Below are 18572 nucleotides of genomic sequence, written 5' to 3' on the forward strand. Positions count from 1 at the left end.
TGACAATAGTTGCCTCCTAAGCCATATAAGAAATGACGATTAGTAGCAGGACCTGCCTAGGACTGTACCACTTTAGTTGAATTTTGATCAAAAAAAGGAAAAAATTATGATAGAAAAAAACGCTTATGCCCAATCTGGAGTAGATGTTGAGGCGGGATATGAAGTTGTTGAACGTATAAAAAAACACGTGGCTCGTACAGAGCGATTAGGAGTTATGGGAGCTCTAGGTGGTTTTGGTGGTATGTTTGATTTATCCCAGACAAGTATTAAAGAACCAGTTCTTATTTCTGGAACAGACGGTGTGGGTACCAAACTCATGCTGGCGATCCAGTATGATAAACATGATACGATTGGTCAGGATTGTGTAGCCATGTGCGTTAATGATATTATTGCCGCAGGTGCGGAGCCTCTCTATTTCCTTGATTATGTTGCAACTGGTAAAAATGAACCTGCTAAGTTGGAACAAGTTGTTGCAGGTGTGGCTGAAGGTTGTGTACAGGCTGGCTGTGCCCTTATCGGAGGTGAAACAGCAGAAATGCCAGGCATGTACGGCGAAGAGGATTATGATTTGGTTGGCTTTACAGTTGGTATTGCTGAAAAGTCTCAGATTTTGGATGGGTCCAAAGTTGCCGAAGGTGATATTCTCCTAGGCCTTGCTTCAAGTGGCATCCACTCGAATGGTTATTCACTTGTTCGTCGTGTCTTTGCTGATTATACGGGAGATGAGGTTCTGCCTGAACTGGAGGGTCAAAAACTTAAAGATGTTCTTCTTGAGCCAACTCGTATTTATGTGAAAGCTGTGCTTCCTCTTATTAAGGAAGGGTTGGTTAACGGCATTGCCCATATCACTGGTGGTGGTTTCACAGAGAATATTCCTCGTATGTTTGCAGATGATTTAGCTGCTGAAATTGACGAAAATAAGGTGCCTGTTCTTCCAATTTTTAAAGCTCTTGAGAAGTATGGGCAGATTAAACATGAGGAAATGTTTGATATTTTCAATATGGGGATTGGCCTGATTTTAGCAGTTACACCGGAAAATGTGAATCGTGTCAGGAAACTCCTTAACGAACCAGTCTATGATATCGGTCATATCGTGACCAAAAGGGATGCTAGTGTGGTGATTTCAAATGGCTAAAAAAATAGCCGTCTTTGCATCTGGCAATGGATCAAATTTTCAAGTGATTGCAGAGCAATTCAAGGTTGAACTGGTCTTTTCAGATCGACGAGATGCTTATGTTTTAGAACGTGCCCAAAAACTTGGTGTTAGAGCAGTTACATTTGAACTCAAGGAATTTGAAACTAAGGCTGCCTATGAAAAAGAAATTGTCCAGTTTCTTGACAAACATGACATTGATTTGATTTGTTTAGCAGGCTACATGAAAATTGTAGGGCCCACTCTTCTGGCTGCCTATGAGGGGCGAATGATTAATATTCATCCAGCTTATTTACCCGAATTTCCAGGAGCTCATGGGATTTCAGATGCCTGGCAAGCAGGCGTAGATCAGTCAGGCGTAACTGTGCATTGGGTTGACAGCGGAATTGATACTGGCCAAATTATCAAACAAGTCCGTGTCCCACGCCTGCAAGAAGATAGCATTGAAAGCTTTGAAGCCAGAATCCATGAAGCAGAATATAAGCTCTATCCGGAGGTACTGATAAGTTTGGGAGTAAACAAAATGTAACTTCATTTTGCTATAATAGTGATAATAAATTTATAAGAAAATTGTCATGTATAACAAGCTCCTAACCTTCATTTTCATTGTTGAACTCATTGTCTTAATGCTCAACTTTATAGTCCTATTTCAGATGGATTAAAATTTCTGAATGACTTAGGCAAAAGAAGTTTCTTTAATTTAAACTGCTTGTAGCATGGCTAGGATTAAGTGAGGTAGAAATATGATAGAACTAAAATTAGTGGATGAAGCTAATTTTGGACGTGTTATAGAGATGGAAGTTGCGGAAGCTGACAAGTCTTTTGTTGCTCCTAATATACGTTCCTTAGCAGAAGCTTGGCTTTATCGAGAAAACGGGGATGTTTTTCCTCATGCTATATACTCATCAGGTAAAGTCATTGGTTTTTTGCTCTTAGAAACTGATTTGGAAGAAGGTCATTATCTTATTTGGAGAATGATGATTGCCCCCGAATTTCAGGGGTTAGGATATGGCAGAAGAGTGGTTGAAGAGGTTATTTCAAAAGCTAGACAAGTTGAAGATATACATGCTGTTCGTGTTGATTATGTCAAAGGGAATCAGAAAATGGCGCAATTACTGGAGAGTTTAGGTTTTCAACAAATTGTACAAGATGATAGAGAAATATGGATGACCTATGAATGGTCATCCAAGAACTTTTAGGGGAACAATCAGACAAGTGATTGTCAGAAAAAATGGTATATTGACACTTATGATTTAAAGTTTTAGACTTGAGATAAATTGAACCTATGTCAAAAAGCTTTTTAGGGGGTGTTGATATTGCTAAAGTCTAAAAAATTAACATTTATACTATTTTATTTATACTTATTCTTACTGTCTTGGTGTATATTATTTAAGTTTGAGACTCAGTTACAATTTATTAATTGTTTTCAAAAAGAACGTGTTGTTAATTGGGTACCATTTACTCAACCAGTGATTGTTAATGGAGATATTGTTTTTGCAGAAATGGGATTTAATTTATTATTTTTTATTCCATTTGGTGTATGTCTTCCAATACTTGCTCCAAATTGGACTTATAAAAAAATAGTTTCTTTAGGCTTATTACTTAGTTTACTTTATGAAACTTTGCAATTTATATTAGCAATAGGTATATCCGATGTAACAGATTTACTATTTAATACATTAGGTGTTTGTTGTGGGATATTACTCTATCAACTAATAAATAATTTATTTAATAATAGAATTACGGTATTGATAAATATTATTGGAATACTATTTGTGGCAATTCCGACAATTGGACTTCTGGCCTTAGTAATTTTAGGGCTAAAATAATAACTTAAGGAGAATAGAATGAAACGTGCACTGATTTCAGTTTCAGATAAAGCGGGCATTGTAGATTTTGCCCAAGAATTAAAAAACCTTGGTTGGGATATTATCTCAACAGGTGGGACTAAGACTGCCCTTGATGCAGCAGGTCTTGAGACCATTGCTATTGATGATGTGACAGGATTTCCAGAAATGATGGATGGTCGTGTTAAGACCCTTCACCCCAATATTCACGGAGGACTTTTAGCTCGTCGTGATAGTGATAGTCACTTGCAGTCTGTTCGCGAGAATAATATAGAGCTCATTGATCTTGTAGTGGTTAATCTTTACCCTTTTAAGGAAACTATTTTGCGTCCAGATGTGACGTATGATTTAGCAGTGGAGAATGTTGATATTGGTGGTCCCTCAATGCTGCGCTCTGCAGCAAAAAATCATGCCAGTGTGACTGTTATAGTTGATCCGAGTGATTACCCTCTTGTCTTGGCAGAATTGACTGAAACCGGGAATACAACATATGAGACGCGTCAGCATCTGGCTGCTAAAGTTTTTCGCCATACGGCTGCCTATGACGCTTTGATTGCAGATTATTTCACGACTCAAGTTGGTGAAAATAAGCCAGAAAAACTGACTTTGACTTATGATTTGAAACAAACTATGCGTTACGGAGAAAACCCCCAACAAGCTGCTGATTTTTATCAAAATGCTATTCCAACGGAATATGCCATTGCTTCTGCCAAACAGCTTAATGGAAAGGAATTATCTTTTAACAATGTTCGAGATGCAGATGCGGCAATCCGAATTATTCGCGATTTTAAAAATCAGCCAACGGTTGTGGCTCTTAAGCATATGAATCCATGTGGCATTGGGCAGGCAGATACTATTGAAACAGCGTGGGATTACTGTTATGAGGCTGATCCGGTATCTATCTTTGGTGGGATTGTGGTTCTCAACCGTGAAGTTGATGCCATGACAGCTCAGAAAATGCATCCTGTTTTTCTTGAAATCATTATTGCGCCATCTTACACGGAAGAAGCGCTCGCCATTCTAACACATAAAAAGAAAAATTTGCGTCTTCTTGAATTACCTTTTGGCACTCAAGATGCTAGCGAGCTGGAAAAGGAGTATACCGGTGTAGTTGGTGGAATGCTAGTCCAAAATCAGGATGTTGTCTCAGAGAGTCCGGCGGATTGGCAAATAGTTACGGAACGACAACCATCAGAGCAGGAAATGACTGCTTTGGAGTTTGCTTGGAAAGCCATCAAATATGTTAAATCAAATGGGATTCTTATTGCGAATGACCATATGACTTTAGGGGTGGGTTCAGGACAAACCAATCGTGTGGCTTCTGTTCGTATTGCTATTGAGCAAGCTAAAAATCATCTTGATGGAGCAGTACTAGCTTCCGATGCTTTCTTTCCTTTTGCTGATAATATTGAAGAAATTGCTACTTCAGGGCTTAAAGCCATTATTCAGCCAGGTGGTTCAGTTAGAGATCAAGATTCTATTGACGCTGCCAATAAACATGGCCTGACTATGGTATTTACAGGTGTCAGACATTTTAGGCATTAAAAACTAAAAGAGATGTGGTCGTTTAGGACACATCTCTTTTATTATAATATTTAGAGAAAACGAAGAAGAGGAAAAGGGATTATTGCAATTTAGATGCTTTATCAGCAGTTAACCATGTTCCACGTGATCCAATCTTGACATAAATCCCATTGCTTGGTCGGTCGACTTTCAGTACCCTATAGTTACCTGGGATAACAAAAAACTCACCGGCCTGTAAAATTTGATTTCCTGCTTTTACTCCTTTACGATCTGTTTCATCCAAAGGTGAGGGATCAATCCAGTTAAGAGAAGTAGCGCCCCCACCAGCTAGCTCCTCGCTAACTAATAGATTGTTTACAATACGATCCACACGGAAAACGCCAGGGAAAGTCACTCTATCACCAATATTGATAGGCGATGTTGTCTCAGAGACTTGTTGTGTTTTTTGCCCCGTCTTTTTAATTGGGATATAACGTCGACTTCCTGAAAAACTGAGATAGCTAATCCATTCATGACCGTCAACGGTCATAGCTTGATCGTAATGAACAGATTGTCCAGGATTATAATAAGCTAAGTCAGGACTAGTGAGTTGAGCCTGTGCTTTAACAGGAGTACGCTCAGTAAAATGGTAAGTTCCTCCTTGTTTTACTGCTTCTTTAGAAACCTGTTGTTCTTTTGTTTGAGACTTACTTGCTTCACCACTAGGCAAATCTTTAAAATGAATATAACCGCTCACATGGTTTTTGGGGATTTGACGCTTATGGTATTTCTCAGGTCCTTGACCAGCATTGTAATTATATTCCTCAATCACAACAGAATCTCCACGTACTTCGGCTACCCAAGCCACATGACCATACGTTGCATGAGATTGGAAAGCGTTAGTATCAAACCACGCCACTGCCCCGACTTTAGGGGTCTTATTGACAGTGTAGCCTTGTTTTTTTGCAATATGTCCCCAAGTGCAGGCATTCCCATAGCCTTTGGGCAACTGAAAACCATTTGCTGAACTCAGACGGAAAGCGACAAATGATGTGCACTGACGAACATACATATTCCAAGAATCAATTCCAGATCCCTTTTTCCATTTGCTAGGATAATTATCCCCAAGGACAGCTGCATGAACAACTCCTGTATGCTCTGCATTCAAAGTGGATGCAACTGAAGATACAGCACCATTAACACTCAAAAGGATTGCTCCTGACACTAACAATTGATGAATTTTTTTCATTCATTACCTCCTGTAACTAATTATTCGAAAGAGGATGACAAAAATGACAGAAGTTGATTAATATTTTAAAAATAGTTACTGTGGATATAGTAGCAGAAGGGTGAACAACGGTGGAGACTGGGAAGCTTCGAACAATGTGAAAGTAAATTTGGAATAGGACATATCCAATCAATTAACGAACATTATATAAAAAAATATTATAAATAGACAAAAAACAAATATTTAAACGAACAAATGTGTTATAATATCTTAAGATAATACGTAAATAGAGGTGTTTGTTTTGAAGTTATTAGTTGTTGGTTCTGGTGGCCGTGAACATGCTATCGCAAAAAAATTGTTAGAGTCTGATGGAGTCGAGACTGTTTTTGTTGCTCCAGGTAATGACGGAATGACCTTAGATGGTTTGCAATTGGTTGATATTGCTATTTCCGAACATTCAAGCTTGATTGCCTTTGCGCAAGATAATAACATTGCTTGGACGTTTATTGGTCCAGACGATGCTTTAGCTGCTGGGATTGTGGATGATTTTAACACAGCCGGTCTGCAAGCTTTTGGCCCAAGCCGCTTAGCAGCGGAGCTTGAGTGGTCTAAGGATTTTGCTAAGGAAATCATGGTTAAGTACCAAGTTCCGACAGCAGACTATGGCACATTTTCCGACTTTGAAGAAGCTAAGGCCTACATCCTGGAGAAGGGCGCGCCAATCGTTGTTAAGGCTGACGGTTTAGCTCTTGGTAAAGGTGTGGTTGTAGCGGAAACGGTTGATCAGGCGGTGGAAGCTGCTCATGAGATGCTTTTGGGTAACCAGTTTGGCGATTCTGGTGCGCGAGTTGTCATTGAAGAGTTTATTGAGGGTGAGGAATTTTCACTCTTTGCATTTGTTAACGGCGATAAGTTCTATATTATGCCAACTGCTCAAGACCACAAGCGTTCTTATGATGGCGACAAGGGTCCTAATACAGGCGGGATGGGAGCTTATGCTCCAGTTCCTCACATTTCACAAGATGTGGTTGATCAAGCTGTGGGAACCATTGTTAAACCGGTCCTTGAAGGTATGATTGCGGAAGGGCGTCCTTACCTTGGTATCCTCTATGCGGGTCTTATTTTGACTGCTGGGGGTCCCAAAGTTATTGAGTTCAATGCCCGTTTTGGGGATCCGGAGGCACAGATTATTCTTCCACGCCTAACGTCAAACTTTGCCCAAAACATTACAGACATTCTTGATCAAAAGGACACCAAAATCACTTGGGTAGAAGAAGGGCTCACACTGGGAGTTGTGGTTGCCTCAGAAGGTTACCCATTAGCCTATGACAAAGGTGTCGTCTTGCCAGCTAAAAGCGAGGGTGAGATTGTGACTTACTATGCCGGAGCTAAGTTTTCGGCGGATGGCCAAGCACTGCTGTCCAATGGCGGTCGAGTCTACATGCTGGTCACCACAGCAGACGACGTCTCAGCTGCGCAAACCAGAATTTACCAGGAACTGGACAAACAGAAACGGCCAGGCCTCTTTTATCGTAAGGACATCGGTAGCAAGGCTTTGAAGTAAGTTTGTGAGTTGGTTAGTTAATTTGTTTGAATTTATTATTTAATAGAAATTGTATGAAGCGTTAGCTCCTAGCGAACGCAGTGAGCCAGCTTGCAGTGACAAAGTGGTGAAAGTCATAGCCTGTTAAGGCTATGACAGGGAGAATGGGAGACCTCAGGCTCACATTTTAACAATGAAACACCATAAATTTGGAAAGGCGGTTGCTTGTGTCCCTCACCACAATGTCACTGCAAAAATTTAATAAAGGAGAGAAAATGGAAGCAATTGTATCCATCATCATGGGTTCCAGTTCTGACTGGACAACCATGCAAAAAGCAGCAGACGTTTTGGATAAATTTGGCATTGCCTATGAGAAAAAAGTAGTTTCTGCCCATCGGACACCGGATTTAATGTTCAAACATGCCGAAGAAGCGCGTGGTCGTGGCATTAAGATTATTATTGCGGGTGCTGGCGGAGCTGCCCATTTGCCTGGTATGGTGGCTGCTAAAACAACCTTGCCGGTTATTGGTGTGCCTGTAAAATCCCGTGCCTTGAGTGGTCTTGATTCCCTTTACTCCATTGTTCAAATGCCAGGTGGCGTTCCAGTCGCAACTATGGCCATTGGAGAAGCTGGAGCAACCAATGCGGCGCTGACAGCTTTGCGGATCCTTTCTGTTGAAAATCAAAACATTGCGGATGCCTTAGCGGATTTCCAAGTGGAACAAGGTAAAATTGCGGAGGCCATGACAGATGAACTCAAGTAAAACCATTGGCATTATTGGTGGCGGACAACTTGGTCAAATGATGGCTATTTCCGCTATTTATCTGGGACATCAAGTGATGACGCTAGACCCCTCAGCCGACTGTCCAGCAGGGCGAGTTAGCCAGCTGATTGTGGCGTCTTATGATGATGTGGGTGCCCTAACTGAGCTTGCAGAGCGCTGCGATGTCCTAACCTATGAATTTGAAAATGTGGATGCTGATGGTTTGGATGCTGTCATCAAGGAGGGCCAACTGCCCCAAGGAACAGATCTGCTTCGAATTTCTCAGAATCGGATTTTTGAGAAAGAGTTTTTGGCCAATAAAGCCAAAGTCACTGTCGCACCTTACAAGGTAGTGAAGATTTCTACCGATTTGGACGATATTGATCTCAGTAAAAAATACGTTTTAAAAACGGCGACAGGTGGTTACGATGGGCACGGACAAGTGGTCATTGCCTCCGATGCTGACCTAGCTGCTGCTAGAGAATTAGCGGACTCAGCCGACTGTGTTTTGGAAGAATTTGTGGCCTTTGACTTGGAAGTGTCGGTCATCGTTTCAGGTAACCAAAAAGAGTTCACCGTCTTCCCTGTTCAAGAAAACATTCACCGCAACAATATCTTGTCAAAAACCATTGTGCCTGCCCGCATTTCGGAAGGTCTAGCAGAAAAAGCTAAGGTCATGGCCTTGGAGATTGCTAAGGAGTTGAACCTAGCAGGAACACTTTGTGTGGAAATGTTTGTCAGCAAGGATGACATTATTGTCAATGAGATTGCCCCAAGACCGCATAATTCTGGTCACTATTCCATTGAAGCTTGTGATTTCTCACAGTTCGACACTCATATTCTGGGTGTGCTTGGTTTGCCGCTGCCAGCCATTACTTTACACGCTCCAGCTGTCATGCTCAATGTCTTGGGTCAACATGTGGACAAAGCGCAAGCCTATGTCCAAGAAAACCCTAGCGCCCACCTTCATCTTTATGGTAAACTAGAAGCGAAACAAAACCGCAAGATGGGACATGTGACGGTGTTTGCGGAAGATGCTGAAGAGTTTGGCAAAGGAATCGATTTTAATTAAGGAGAAAAGATGTTAGAAAGATATTCACGCCCTGAGATGGCGAACATTTGGAGTGAAGAGAATAAATACCGTGCTTGGTTAGAGGTGGAAATCTTAGCTGATGAGGCTTGGGCTGAGCTTGGTGAGATTCCGAAAGAGGATGTGGCTAAGATTCGTGCTAATGCCGACTTTGATGTGGATCGGATTCTTGAGATTGAAAAAGAAACCCGTCATGATGTGGTGGCTTTCACTCGTGCGGTTTCAGAAACGCTTGGTGATGAGCGCAAGTGGGTTCATTATGGTTTGACGTCAACGGACGTTGTTGATACGGCTTATGGTTACCTTTACAAACAGGCTAACGATATTATCCGTCGCGACCTAGAGAACTTTACGCAAATCGTGGCTGATAAGGCGCGTGAACACAAGATGACGATTATGATGGGGCGTACGCACGGTGTTCATGCGGAACCAACGACTTTTGGTCTTAAACTGGCAACTTGGTATAGTGAGATGAAACGTAATCAAGAACGTTTTGAACGTGCTGCTGCTGGGGTTGAGGCTGGTAAAATCTCTGGCGCGGTAGGCAATTTCGCCAATATTCCTCCATTTGTGGAAGAATATGTTTGTGATAAACTTGGCATCCGCCCCCAAGAAATTTCGACACAGGTCCTACCACGTGACCTCCATGCCGAATACTTTGCGGTTCTAGCAAGCATCGCAACTTCTATTGAACGCATGGCAACTGAAATCCGTGGTTTGCAAAAATCTGAACAACGTGAAGTGGAAGAGTTCTTTGCTAAAGGGCAAAAAGGTAGCTCAGCTATGCCACATAAACGTAACCCAATTGGTTCTGAAAATATGACTGGTTTGGCGCGTGTTATCCGTGGTCATATGGTTACTGCCTACGAAAATGTTCCTTTATGGCACGAACGTGATATTTCTCATTCTTCTGCAGAACGAATTATTACTCCAGATACAACCATTCTCATTAACTACATGCTTAACCGCTTTGGCAATATCGTTAAAAACTTAACGGTTTTCCCAGAAAATATGATCCGCAATATGGGTTCTACCTTTGGTCTTATTTTTAGCCAACGTGTTATGCTTAAATTGATTGAAAAAGGCATGACCCGCGAAGGTGCTTATGACTTGGTTCAACCAAAAACAGCTTACTCATGGGACAATCAAGTGGACTTTAAATCACTTTTAGAAGCTGATGAAGAAGTGACTTCTCGTCTAACACAAGAAGAAATCGACGAACTCTTCAACCCTGTTTATTACACCAAACGCGTGGATGACATCTTTAAACGATTAGGACTTTAAAAAGAAAACATTAATCAAAGAAGGGCGAAGCCTTCTTTTTTTGTTTAAAAAGCGAACAAAAGTTGCAAAAAACTCATAAAAATTAGTTTTTTATTAAATAATGTGATATAATAAAGAAAATAGCTTTGGAAGAGAGAAAGCATGTTAGAGCATTTTGGTGAAAAAGTGAGAGGACTAAGACTTGAGAAAGGGATTAGTCGAGAGGAATTATGTGGAGATGAGGCAGAATTGTCTGTTCGCCAGTTGGCGAGGATAGAGCTAGGTCAATCTATACCAAGTTTAGCAAAGGTTATTTTTATTGCGAAAGCCTTAGAGGTCAGCGTCGGTTATTTGACGGATGGTGCTAACCTAGAACTCCCTAAACGATATAAAGAGTTAAAATATCTCATTTTAAGGACTCCGACTTATATGGACGATGGGAAATTGCAAGTCCGAGAGTCTCAGTTTGATGAGATATTCGAAAACTATTATGATCAATTGCCCGAGGAGGAAAAATTGATTATAGAATGTTTACAGGCTACGCTAGACACTTTATTGAGTGAAAACATCAATTTTGGTGTTGAATTATTGCAGGAATATTTTAAACAAACCAAAGTTAAGCTACGTTTTAAACAAAACGACTTGATACTTATTGAACTCTATCTGGCTTATCTCGATATTGAAGGGATGTATGGAGAATATTCTGATAAGGTTTTTTATGATTCTTTGTTAGATAACCTGTTAAAACAATTCGATGACTTTGAATTAGACGAACTGTTCATAGTTAATAAAATTATTATTGATATTTCTTCTTTAAGTATTAAAACTAATAAACTAGATAATCTAGAAAAGACGATTGCTATAAGTCAAAAAATCATGGCAAAAATTCAGGATTGGAATAGAATGCCTATACTAAAATTAATAGAATGGAAGTACTTTTTAATAAAGCAAAAGAACAGAAAACAAGCAGAGGAATCATATACAAAGGCGTGTCTGTTTGCGCAGATAACAGGAGACAAGTATTTGGAAGAGCAATTAATTAAAGAATGGGAGAAAGATATTTGTGCTTATTAACAGGACATGAATGTCATTTTTCTAGAAATAGAAGTGAGTTATAATTCTTTCATAACCTAAAAAATTAATTGAAGGAGTTTTGACCTATGTTCAAAAGATATCACTACTATTTTATACTTACTGCTATGTTGGCATTTAAAGCAGCTCAGATGATAAGTCAAGTGGATTGGTGGCGTTTGTAAACAACAATTCTTCCTCCCTCCCCCTCGCTACTTTGTGTTATAATACTATTATGACTAGAATTTTAGATAATGATGTAATGGGGGATGAAGAGCTTGTTGAGCGAACGCTTCGTCCGAAGTATTTGCGTGAGTACATTGGGCAAGATAAGGTTAAGGAGCAATTAAACATTTTTATTGAAGCGGCTAAGCTTCGTGATGAATCTTTAGATCATGTGTTGTTGTTTGGCCCTCCAGGTTTAGGGAAAACCACAATGGCATTTGTGATTGCTAATGAATTAGGGGTTAATCTGAAACAAACATCTGGTCCGGCAATCGAGAAGGCTGGTGATTTGGTAGCTATTTTGAATGATCTGGAACCAGGAGATGTGCTCTTTATTGATGAAATTCATCGTCTGCCTATGGCAGTCGAAGAAGTATTGTACAGTGCTATGGAAGATTTTTACATCGATATCATGATTGGTGCTGGGGACACTAGTCGAAGTGTTCATTTGGATTTACCACCTTTTACATTGATTGGAGCTACAACACGAGCTGGGATGTTGTCAAATCCTTTGCGAGCTCGATTTGGCATTACTGGACACATGGAATACTATCAGGAAGCTGATTTGACTGAAATTATCGAACGAACAGCTAATATTTTTGACATGGAAATTGTTCATGAAGCGGCTCAAGAGTTAGCTTGCCGTAGTCGGGGAACACCGCGTATTGCTAATAGATTGTTAAAGCGGGTACGTGATTATGCTCAGATTGTTGGAGATGGCGTCATCACGGCTCAGATTACAGACAAAGCCCTAACCATGCTTGATGTTGACCGAGAAGGTCTTGATTATGTAGATCAGAAGATTTTACGAACCATGATTGAAATGTATCAGGGTGGACCGGTTGGGTTAGGCACTTTATCAGTTAATATTGCAGAAGAACGTGATACAGTTGAAGACATGTACGAACCTTATCTGATTCAAAAAGGATTTCTAATGCGTACACGAACTGGTCGTGTGGTGACGGAAAAAGCCTATCGTCATCTTGGTTATCCATATCCGTCTAACTAATCTGTTTGTATTAAGGAATCATCATCTGAACCTGTTCTTAGTGTTCAGATTTTTTGTGTGAAGGCCTGAAATTATTATCTCTATTTCTCCGATAGAGGTGAGAAATTTGATATAATAGTCCAAAGGAGTTTTTCATGAAAAAAGTATGTTTTGTTTGTCTTGGGAATATTTGTCGAAGCCCTATGGCTGAATTTGTCATGAAAACTTTGGTGTCATCTGATACTTTTTTCGTGGAGAGTCGAGCGACCTCAAGTTGGGAACAGGGCAATCCTATTCATCCGGGCACGCAATCCATTTTGAAGGCTTATCAGATTGACTATGACGTGGCAAAACGTGCTCAGCAAATCACAGTAGCTGATTTTGAGGCTTTTGATGTGATTATTGGTATGGATAGCAAAAATGTTAAAGATCTTAGGGATATGTCACACCATCAGTGGGATGCTAAAATTAAACTTTTTAGAGAGGGTGGCGTCCCTGATCCTTGGTACACAGGCGATTTTGAAGAAACCTATCGATTAGTAACCCAAGGTTGTCAGAAGTGGTTAAAGGAACTAGGGGTTGACTAGTAGTCAACTTAGAAAATGAGTAGTAGGAATGACAAATATACAAAGTATGATTAAAAAATGGAATATCACACGAGCCAAGCTTGAAATTTTCTCAGTCATTGTTATTTTGGTTTGTGCCCTTTCGGTTTTTGGAGTGAGGCTAACACATCAAACTAGTCTGACCTACGAACAGGGAAAAATGCGGTATACAGGTTATGTTGTCAACCATAAGATGAATGGCAAAGGTAAGCTGATTTATCCCAATGGGGATACTTATGTTGGGACCTTCAAAAATGGTGTTTTTGAGGGAGAGGGAACTTTTACAGCTAAAACAGGCTGGTCTTATAAAGGTCAGTTTCATAAAGGTCAAGCAGATGGTAAAGGTGTGCTAAAGGCAAAAAATGCGAAGGTTTATAAAGGAACCTTCAAACAGGGGATATTTCAAAAATGAGAATAAAATGGTTTTCGTTTGTTAGGGTAACAGGGCTTTTGCTGGTCTTACTCTATCACTTTTTTAAAAACACATTTCCAGGAGGCTTTATAGGAGTTGATATTTTCTTCACTTTTTCAGGCTATCTAATCACAGCTCTCTTGATAGATGAATACACCAAAAAAGAAAGCATAGATATTATTGGTTTCCTAAGAAGGCGGTTTTATCGTATTGTTCCTCCGCTCGTTTTAATGATTTTATTGACTATCCCTTTTACTTTTTTAGTTAAAAGCGATTTTATTGCTAATTTAGGAAGTCAGATTGCAGCTGTTCTAGGGTTCACAACTAATATTTATGAGATATTAACAGGAAGCAGTTACGAAAGTCAATTTATCCCTCATCTCTTTGTTCACACATGGAGTTTAGCCATTGAAGTCCATTTTTATTTGATTTGGGGAGTGTTGATTTGGTTGTTAGCTAAGCGTCAGGATAGTCATAAGAAGCTGAGAGGCCTTCTCTTTTTAATATCATCAGGAGTTTTTGCAGTCAGCTTTTTGAGCATGTTTATCAGAGCTTTTGTGACTTCTAATATATCATTGATTTATTTTTCAAGCTTCTCACATAGCTTCCCTTTCTTTTTGGGAGCGATGTTTGCGACGATGACAGGTATCAAGGAAACGACCGTTCGTTTTCAAAAAAATGTTCGGTTGTGGTCGCGTCAGCAAGTGATTGCTGTGATGGTTGGTGCTTCTGCCCTTTTACTCTTATTGACCATTACCTTGAATTTTAATCATATTATGACTTATTTATTTGGCTTTGCATTAGCTAGTTTATTTGCATCGGTTATGATTTACGCTGCGCGTGTGCTTCACGAACAGACGCCAGACTGGCAAGAGCCTAAAGTAGTAACGTATTTGGCTGATATTAGTTACGGTATTTACCTTTTCCATTGGCCTTTTTACATTATTTTTACCCAATTAATGTCAAATGTCTTGGCGGTTATTCTGACCACTTTCTTTTCGGTCTTGTTTGCTACCATGTCTTATTATATTGTGGAACCTTTGATTCAAGGTAAGAAACCTAACTTGCTTGGTTTGGAAATTGATTTGTCTCCCTATTATAAGTGGATTTCAGGAGTATCATTGGTCTTAGCCTTCCTGGCTTTTGGGATCTGTGTTGCAGCTCCAAAAGTGGGCAAATTTGAACGTCAGCTATTGGTAAGTTCTTTGCAACAGGCACAAAATAATATTGAACGAACGCATACACTAGCAGCAGGAGATGCAAAGGCTTTCAGTGATGTGAGTATTATCGGTGACTCTGTTGCTCTTAGATCCAGTGCAGCTTTCTCAAAACTCATGCCACAGGCTCAGTTAGATGCCGCGGTAAGTCGTAATTTTTCGGAAGCATTTGAGTTATTTACTAATCAAATTAACTCTAACTCTTTATCTAATACAGTTGTTTTAGCAGTTGGGGTCAATTCACTAGATAACTATGTCCAAGACGTTCAATCATTTATTGAAGCTTTACCAAAAGGACATCGTTTGGTCTTAGTTTCTCCGTATAATGCTAAAAATGCAACTCAAGTAGCCGAGGCGAGAGATTATGCTATTAAGCTCCCTAAAAAATATAAGTACGTGACGATAGCAGACTGGTACAAGATTGCTATCGATAACCCAGATATCTGGTATGGCAGTGATGGTGTGCATTACAGTGAAGACAGTCAAGGGGCTGAGTTATACGTTTCTACTATCCAAAAAGCCATTGAACAAGCTGCTAAAAAAGTCGCTAAATAAAATGCTTGCAAATTATTTTACTAAGAAAAGCCGGAGTTGATTTGCTCTGGCTTTTTGTGAGAATGAAATATTTTTTTGATCTCATAGGGAAGTAGTAACTCAAATCTACAAAAGAAGACGCTTTCAGAAAATATCGTCCTAGTTGATACCTTATTTCTGAAAAAAGTAAGTGTAAAAAAGCACGCTATCAAAGGGTTTCAGAAATAGCTTGAAAAAAACTTCACAAAAATCTTGTGAAATGATTTACAAATTTTCAAAAAGTGTTATAATAATTTTGTAAACAAAATTGTGAAACTTTTAACAAGATAAAGGAGTCTCAAATGACTGAAGGACATAACACTGTTGAAACAACCTCTGTTTCTGCGACAATTGATACTCTTGTTCAAAAAGGTTTAGCTGCTCTTGAAGAGATGCGTAAGCTTGACCAAGAACAAGTTGACTATATCGTAGCAAAAGCTTCTGTTGCTGCCTTGGATGCACATGGAGTACTTGCTAAACATGCTTACGAAGAAACAGGTCGCGGTGTCTTTGAAGATAAAGCAACAAAAAATCTATTTGCTTGTGAGCATGTGGTTAATAACATGCGCCATCAAAAAACAGTAGGAATTATTGAAGAAGATGACGTGACAGGTTTGACGTTGATTGCTGAGCCGGTGGGTGTTATCTGTGGGATTACGCCAACAACTAACCCAACTTCAACAGCTATCTTTAAATCTTTAATCTCGTTAAAAACACGTAATCCAATCATTTTTGCTTTCCACCCATCTGCTCAAGAATCATCAGCGCATGCCGCTCGGATTGTTAGAGATGCTGCTATAGCCGCTGGTGCTCCTGAGAACTGTGTTCAGTGGGTTGAAACACCATCGCTTGAAGCAACAAATGCTTTGATGAATCATGATGGCATTGCAACCATCCTTGCTACAGGTGGAAATGCTATGGTTAAAGCAGCTTACTCATGTGGAAAACCTGCTCTTGGGGTAGGTGCTGGTAATGTTCCAGCCTATGTGGAAAAATCTGCTAACATCCGCCAAGCAGCTCATGATATTGTTATGTCAAAATCATTTGACAACGGTATGGTCTGTGCGTCTGAACAAGCTGTTATCGTGGACAAAGAAATCTATGACGACTTTGTTGCAGAGTTCAAATCTTATCATACTTATTTTGTAAATAAAAAAGAAAAAGCCCTTCTTGAAGAATTCTGTTTTGGTGCAAAAGCTAACAGCAAAAACTGTGCTGGCGCTAAATTGAATCCAAACATTGTTGGGAAACCAGCTACTTGGATTGCAGAACAAGCTGGATTTACTGTCCCAGAAGGAACGAATATTCTTGCTGCAGAATGTAAAGAAGTTTCAGAAAATGAGCCATTAACACGTGAAAAATTATCTCCAGTCATTGCTGTTTTGAAGTCTGAATCACGTGAAGACGGTGTTGAAAAAGCTCGTCAAATGGTTGAATTTAATGGACTTGGTCACTCAGCTGCCATTCATACAGCAGATGCAGAGTTGGCGAAGGAATTTGGTACTAGAATTCGTGCTATCCGTGTCATCTGGAATTCACCTTCTACATTTGGTGGTATCGGTGATGTTTACAATGCTTTCTTACCATCATTGACCTTAGGATGTGGTTCTTATGGCCGCAACTCAGTTGGTGATAACGTTAGTGCTGTTAATCTCTTGAACATCAAAAAAGTAGGAAGACGTAGAAATAATATGCAATGGTTTAAAGTTCCTTCAAAAACATACTTCGAACGTGATTCAATTCAATACCTTCAAAAATGCCGTGACGTTGAACGCGTGATGATTGTTACTGACCATGCCATGGTTGAACTTGGCTTCTTGGATCGTATCATTGAACAATTGGACCTTCGTCGTAATAAAGTGGTTTACCAAATCTTTGCAGATGTTGAACCAGATCCAGATATTACAACGGTTATGAAAGGTACTGAATTAATGCGTACCTTCAAGCCAGACACCATTATTGCCCTTGGGGGTGGTTCCCCAATGGATGCTGCCAAAGTAATGTGGTTATTCTATGAGCAACCAGAAGTTGATTTCCATGACCTTGTCCAAAAATTCATGGATATTCGTAAACGTGCTTTCAAATTCCCAGAACTTGGTAAGAAAACAAAATTCATTGCCATTCCAACTACATCTGGTACAGGTTCAGAGGTAACACCATTTGCTGTTATTTCAGACAAGGCTAACAACCGTAAGTACCCAATTGCTGACTACTCATTGACACCAACTGTGGCAATTGTTGACCCAGCTTTGGTATTGACAGTTCCAGGCTTTATCGCTGCAGATACTGGTATGGACGTTTTGACACACGCCACAGAAGCTTATGTATCTCAAATGGCTAACGACTTTACAGATGGTTTGGCGCTTCAAGCAATTAAGATTGTCTTTGAAACTCTTGAAAAATCTGTTAAAGAAGCTGACTTTGAGTCACGTGAAAAAATGCATAATGCTTCAACAATGGCAGGTATGGCATTTGCCAATGCTTTCCTAGGTATTTCTCACTCAATGGCACATAAGATTGGTGCACAATTCCACACTGTTCATGGTCGTACCAATGCAATCTTGCTTCCATACGTTATCCGTTACAACGGTACACGTCCAGCTAAGACTGCAACATGGCCTAAGTACAATTACTACCGTGCGGATGAAAAATACCAAGACATTGCGAAATTATTAGGACTTCCAGCTTCAACACCAGAAGAAGCCGTTGAGTCTTATGCGAAAGCTGTTTATGAGCTTGGTTGCCGTGTTGGCATTAAGATGAACTTCAAAGATCAAGGAATTGATGAGAACGAGTGGAAAGAACATTCACGTGCCTTGGCTTACCTTGCTTATGAAGACCAATGTTCGCCTGCTAACCCACGCTTACCAATGGTTGACCATATGCAAGAAATCATTGAAGATGCTTATTATGGTTACGCAGAGCGCCCAGGACGCCGTAAATAATCTCTTTTAAAGTGTTGTGATGCAACGACCTCTTATGACTAGAACCATAAGAGGTCGTTTTTTCGTGTATTGAGTTGACTACAACATACCCAAATCCCCTCTACAAACAAAAAGATAAAGAACAAAAAACTTAACTAGTTATGTT

At 39.9% G+C, this 18572-nt stretch carries 17 protein-coding genes; 16 read left to right on the forward strand and 1 reads right to left on the reverse strand.

Going from position 1 to position 18572, the window contains the following annotated elements; genetic code table 11:
- The first annotated feature begins 106 nt into the window (after positions 1 to 106).
- The 5 genes from purM to purH all read left to right on the forward strand — a co-directional run bounded on the left by purM (position 107) and on the right by purH (position 4545).
- Complete coding sequence (gene purM, locus DYD17_RS00380) at positions 107 to 1135, forward strand: phosphoribosylformylglycinamidine cyclo-ligase (protein ID WP_115252491.1); 1029 nt, start codon at positions 107 to 109, stop codon at positions 1133 to 1135.
- Positions 1128 to 1682 (forward strand): phosphoribosylglycinamide formyltransferase, encoded by a 555-nt coding sequence (purN, locus tag DYD17_RS00385; protein WP_003049057.1) that lies wholly within the window; start codon positions 1128 to 1130, stop codon positions 1680 to 1682. Before purM ends, purN begins: the two co-directional genes overlap by 8 nt.
- Positions 1683 to 1896: 214 nt before the next feature.
- Positions 1897 to 2352, forward strand: coding sequence for a GNAT family N-acetyltransferase (locus tag DYD17_RS00390; RefSeq protein ID WP_003049059.1), 456 nt, complete (start codon positions 1897 to 1899; stop codon positions 2350 to 2352).
- Positions 2353 to 2469: 117 nt separating this feature from the next.
- Positions 2470 to 2982, forward strand: a complete 513-nt coding sequence (locus DYD17_RS00395; RefSeq protein ID WP_003049062.1) for a VanZ family protein — start codon at positions 2470 to 2472, stop codon at positions 2980 to 2982.
- 18 nt (positions 2983 to 3000) lie between these two features.
- Positions 3001 to 4545: a bifunctional phosphoribosylaminoimidazolecarboxamide formyltransferase/IMP cyclohydrolase gene (purH, locus tag DYD17_RS00400; protein WP_003049065.1), complete on the forward strand. Its 1545-nt coding sequence runs from the start codon at positions 3001 to 3003 to the stop codon at positions 4543 to 4545.
- A 79-nt stretch (positions 4546 to 4624) separates the two neighbouring features.
- Here the strand turns inward: purH and DYD17_RS00405 are convergent, their stop codons facing one another.
- Complete coding sequence (locus DYD17_RS00405; RefSeq protein WP_115276304.1) at positions 4625 to 5752, reverse strand: peptidoglycan hydrolase ScrM; 1128 nt, start codon at positions 5750 to 5752, stop codon at positions 4625 to 4627.
- Positions 5753 to 6032: 280 nt separating this feature from the next.
- On the opposite strand from DYD17_RS00405, the gene purD reads away from it, so the two are divergent.
- The 11 genes from purD to adhE all read left to right on the forward strand — a co-directional run bounded on the left by purD (position 6033) and on the right by adhE (position 18427).
- Positions 6033 to 7295, forward strand: coding sequence for a phosphoribosylamine--glycine ligase (gene purD / locus DYD17_RS00410; protein WP_003049071.1), 1263 nt, complete (start codon positions 6033 to 6035; stop codon positions 7293 to 7295).
- Positions 7296 to 7549: 254 nt separating this feature from the next.
- Complete coding sequence (gene purE, locus DYD17_RS00415; RefSeq protein WP_003049074.1) at positions 7550 to 8038, forward strand: 5-(carboxyamino)imidazole ribonucleotide mutase; 489 nt, start codon at positions 7550 to 7552, stop codon at positions 8036 to 8038.
- Positions 8025 to 9110, forward strand: a complete 1086-nt coding sequence (purK, locus tag DYD17_RS00420) for a 5-(carboxyamino)imidazole ribonucleotide synthase (RefSeq protein ID WP_115252493.1) — start codon at positions 8025 to 8027, stop codon at positions 9108 to 9110. Before purE ends, purK begins: the two co-directional genes overlap by 14 nt.
- A 9-nt stretch (positions 9111 to 9119) precedes the next feature.
- Positions 9120 to 10412, forward strand: a complete 1293-nt coding sequence (gene purB, locus DYD17_RS00425) for an adenylosuccinate lyase (protein WP_115252494.1) — start codon at positions 9120 to 9122, stop codon at positions 10410 to 10412.
- 141 nt (positions 10413 to 10553) lie between these two features.
- Complete coding sequence (locus tag DYD17_RS00430) at positions 10554 to 11465, forward strand: helix-turn-helix domain-containing protein (RefSeq protein ID WP_003049081.1); 912 nt, start codon at positions 10554 to 10556, stop codon at positions 11463 to 11465.
- Positions 11466 to 11551: 86 nt separating this feature from the next.
- Complete coding sequence (locus tag DYD17_RS10970; protein WP_198455558.1) at positions 11552 to 11647, forward strand: quorum-sensing system DWW-type pheromone; 96 nt, start codon at positions 11552 to 11554, stop codon at positions 11645 to 11647.
- A gap of 50 nt (positions 11648 to 11697) precedes the next feature.
- Positions 11698 to 12696 carry a Holliday junction branch migration DNA helicase RuvB gene (gene ruvB, locus DYD17_RS00435; protein WP_003049085.1) on the forward strand — a complete coding sequence of 333 codons (999 nt, stop codon included), beginning with the start codon at positions 11698 to 11700 and terminating at the stop codon, positions 12694 to 12696.
- A 134-nt stretch (positions 12697 to 12830) separates the two neighbouring features.
- Positions 12831 to 13262, forward strand: coding sequence for a low molecular weight protein-tyrosine-phosphatase (locus DYD17_RS00440; RefSeq protein ID WP_003049087.1), 432 nt, complete (start codon positions 12831 to 12833; stop codon positions 13260 to 13262).
- A gap of 28 nt (positions 13263 to 13290) precedes the next feature.
- On the forward strand, positions 13291 to 13692 hold the full coding sequence (locus tag DYD17_RS00445; protein WP_003049089.1) for an MORN repeat-containing protein: 402 nt from the start codon (positions 13291 to 13293) through the stop codon (positions 13690 to 13692).
- Positions 13689 to 15464 (forward strand): acyltransferase family protein, encoded by a 1776-nt coding sequence (locus DYD17_RS00450; protein WP_003049091.1) that lies wholly within the window; start codon positions 13689 to 13691, stop codon positions 15462 to 15464. Before DYD17_RS00445 ends, DYD17_RS00450 begins: the two co-directional genes overlap by 4 nt.
- Before the next feature lie 320 nt (positions 15465 to 15784).
- Positions 15785 to 18427 carry a bifunctional acetaldehyde-CoA/alcohol dehydrogenase gene (adhE, locus tag DYD17_RS00455; RefSeq protein WP_115252495.1) on the forward strand — a complete coding sequence of 881 codons (2643 nt, stop codon included), beginning with the start codon at positions 15785 to 15787 and terminating at the stop codon, positions 18425 to 18427.
- Positions 18428 to 18572: the final 145 nt, after the last annotated feature.

This window comes from Streptococcus dysgalactiae subsp. dysgalactiae, assembly GCF_900459225.1.
In the GTDB taxonomy this organism is placed as follows: domain Bacteria; phylum Bacillota; class Bacilli; order Lactobacillales; family Streptococcaceae; genus Streptococcus; species Streptococcus dysgalactiae.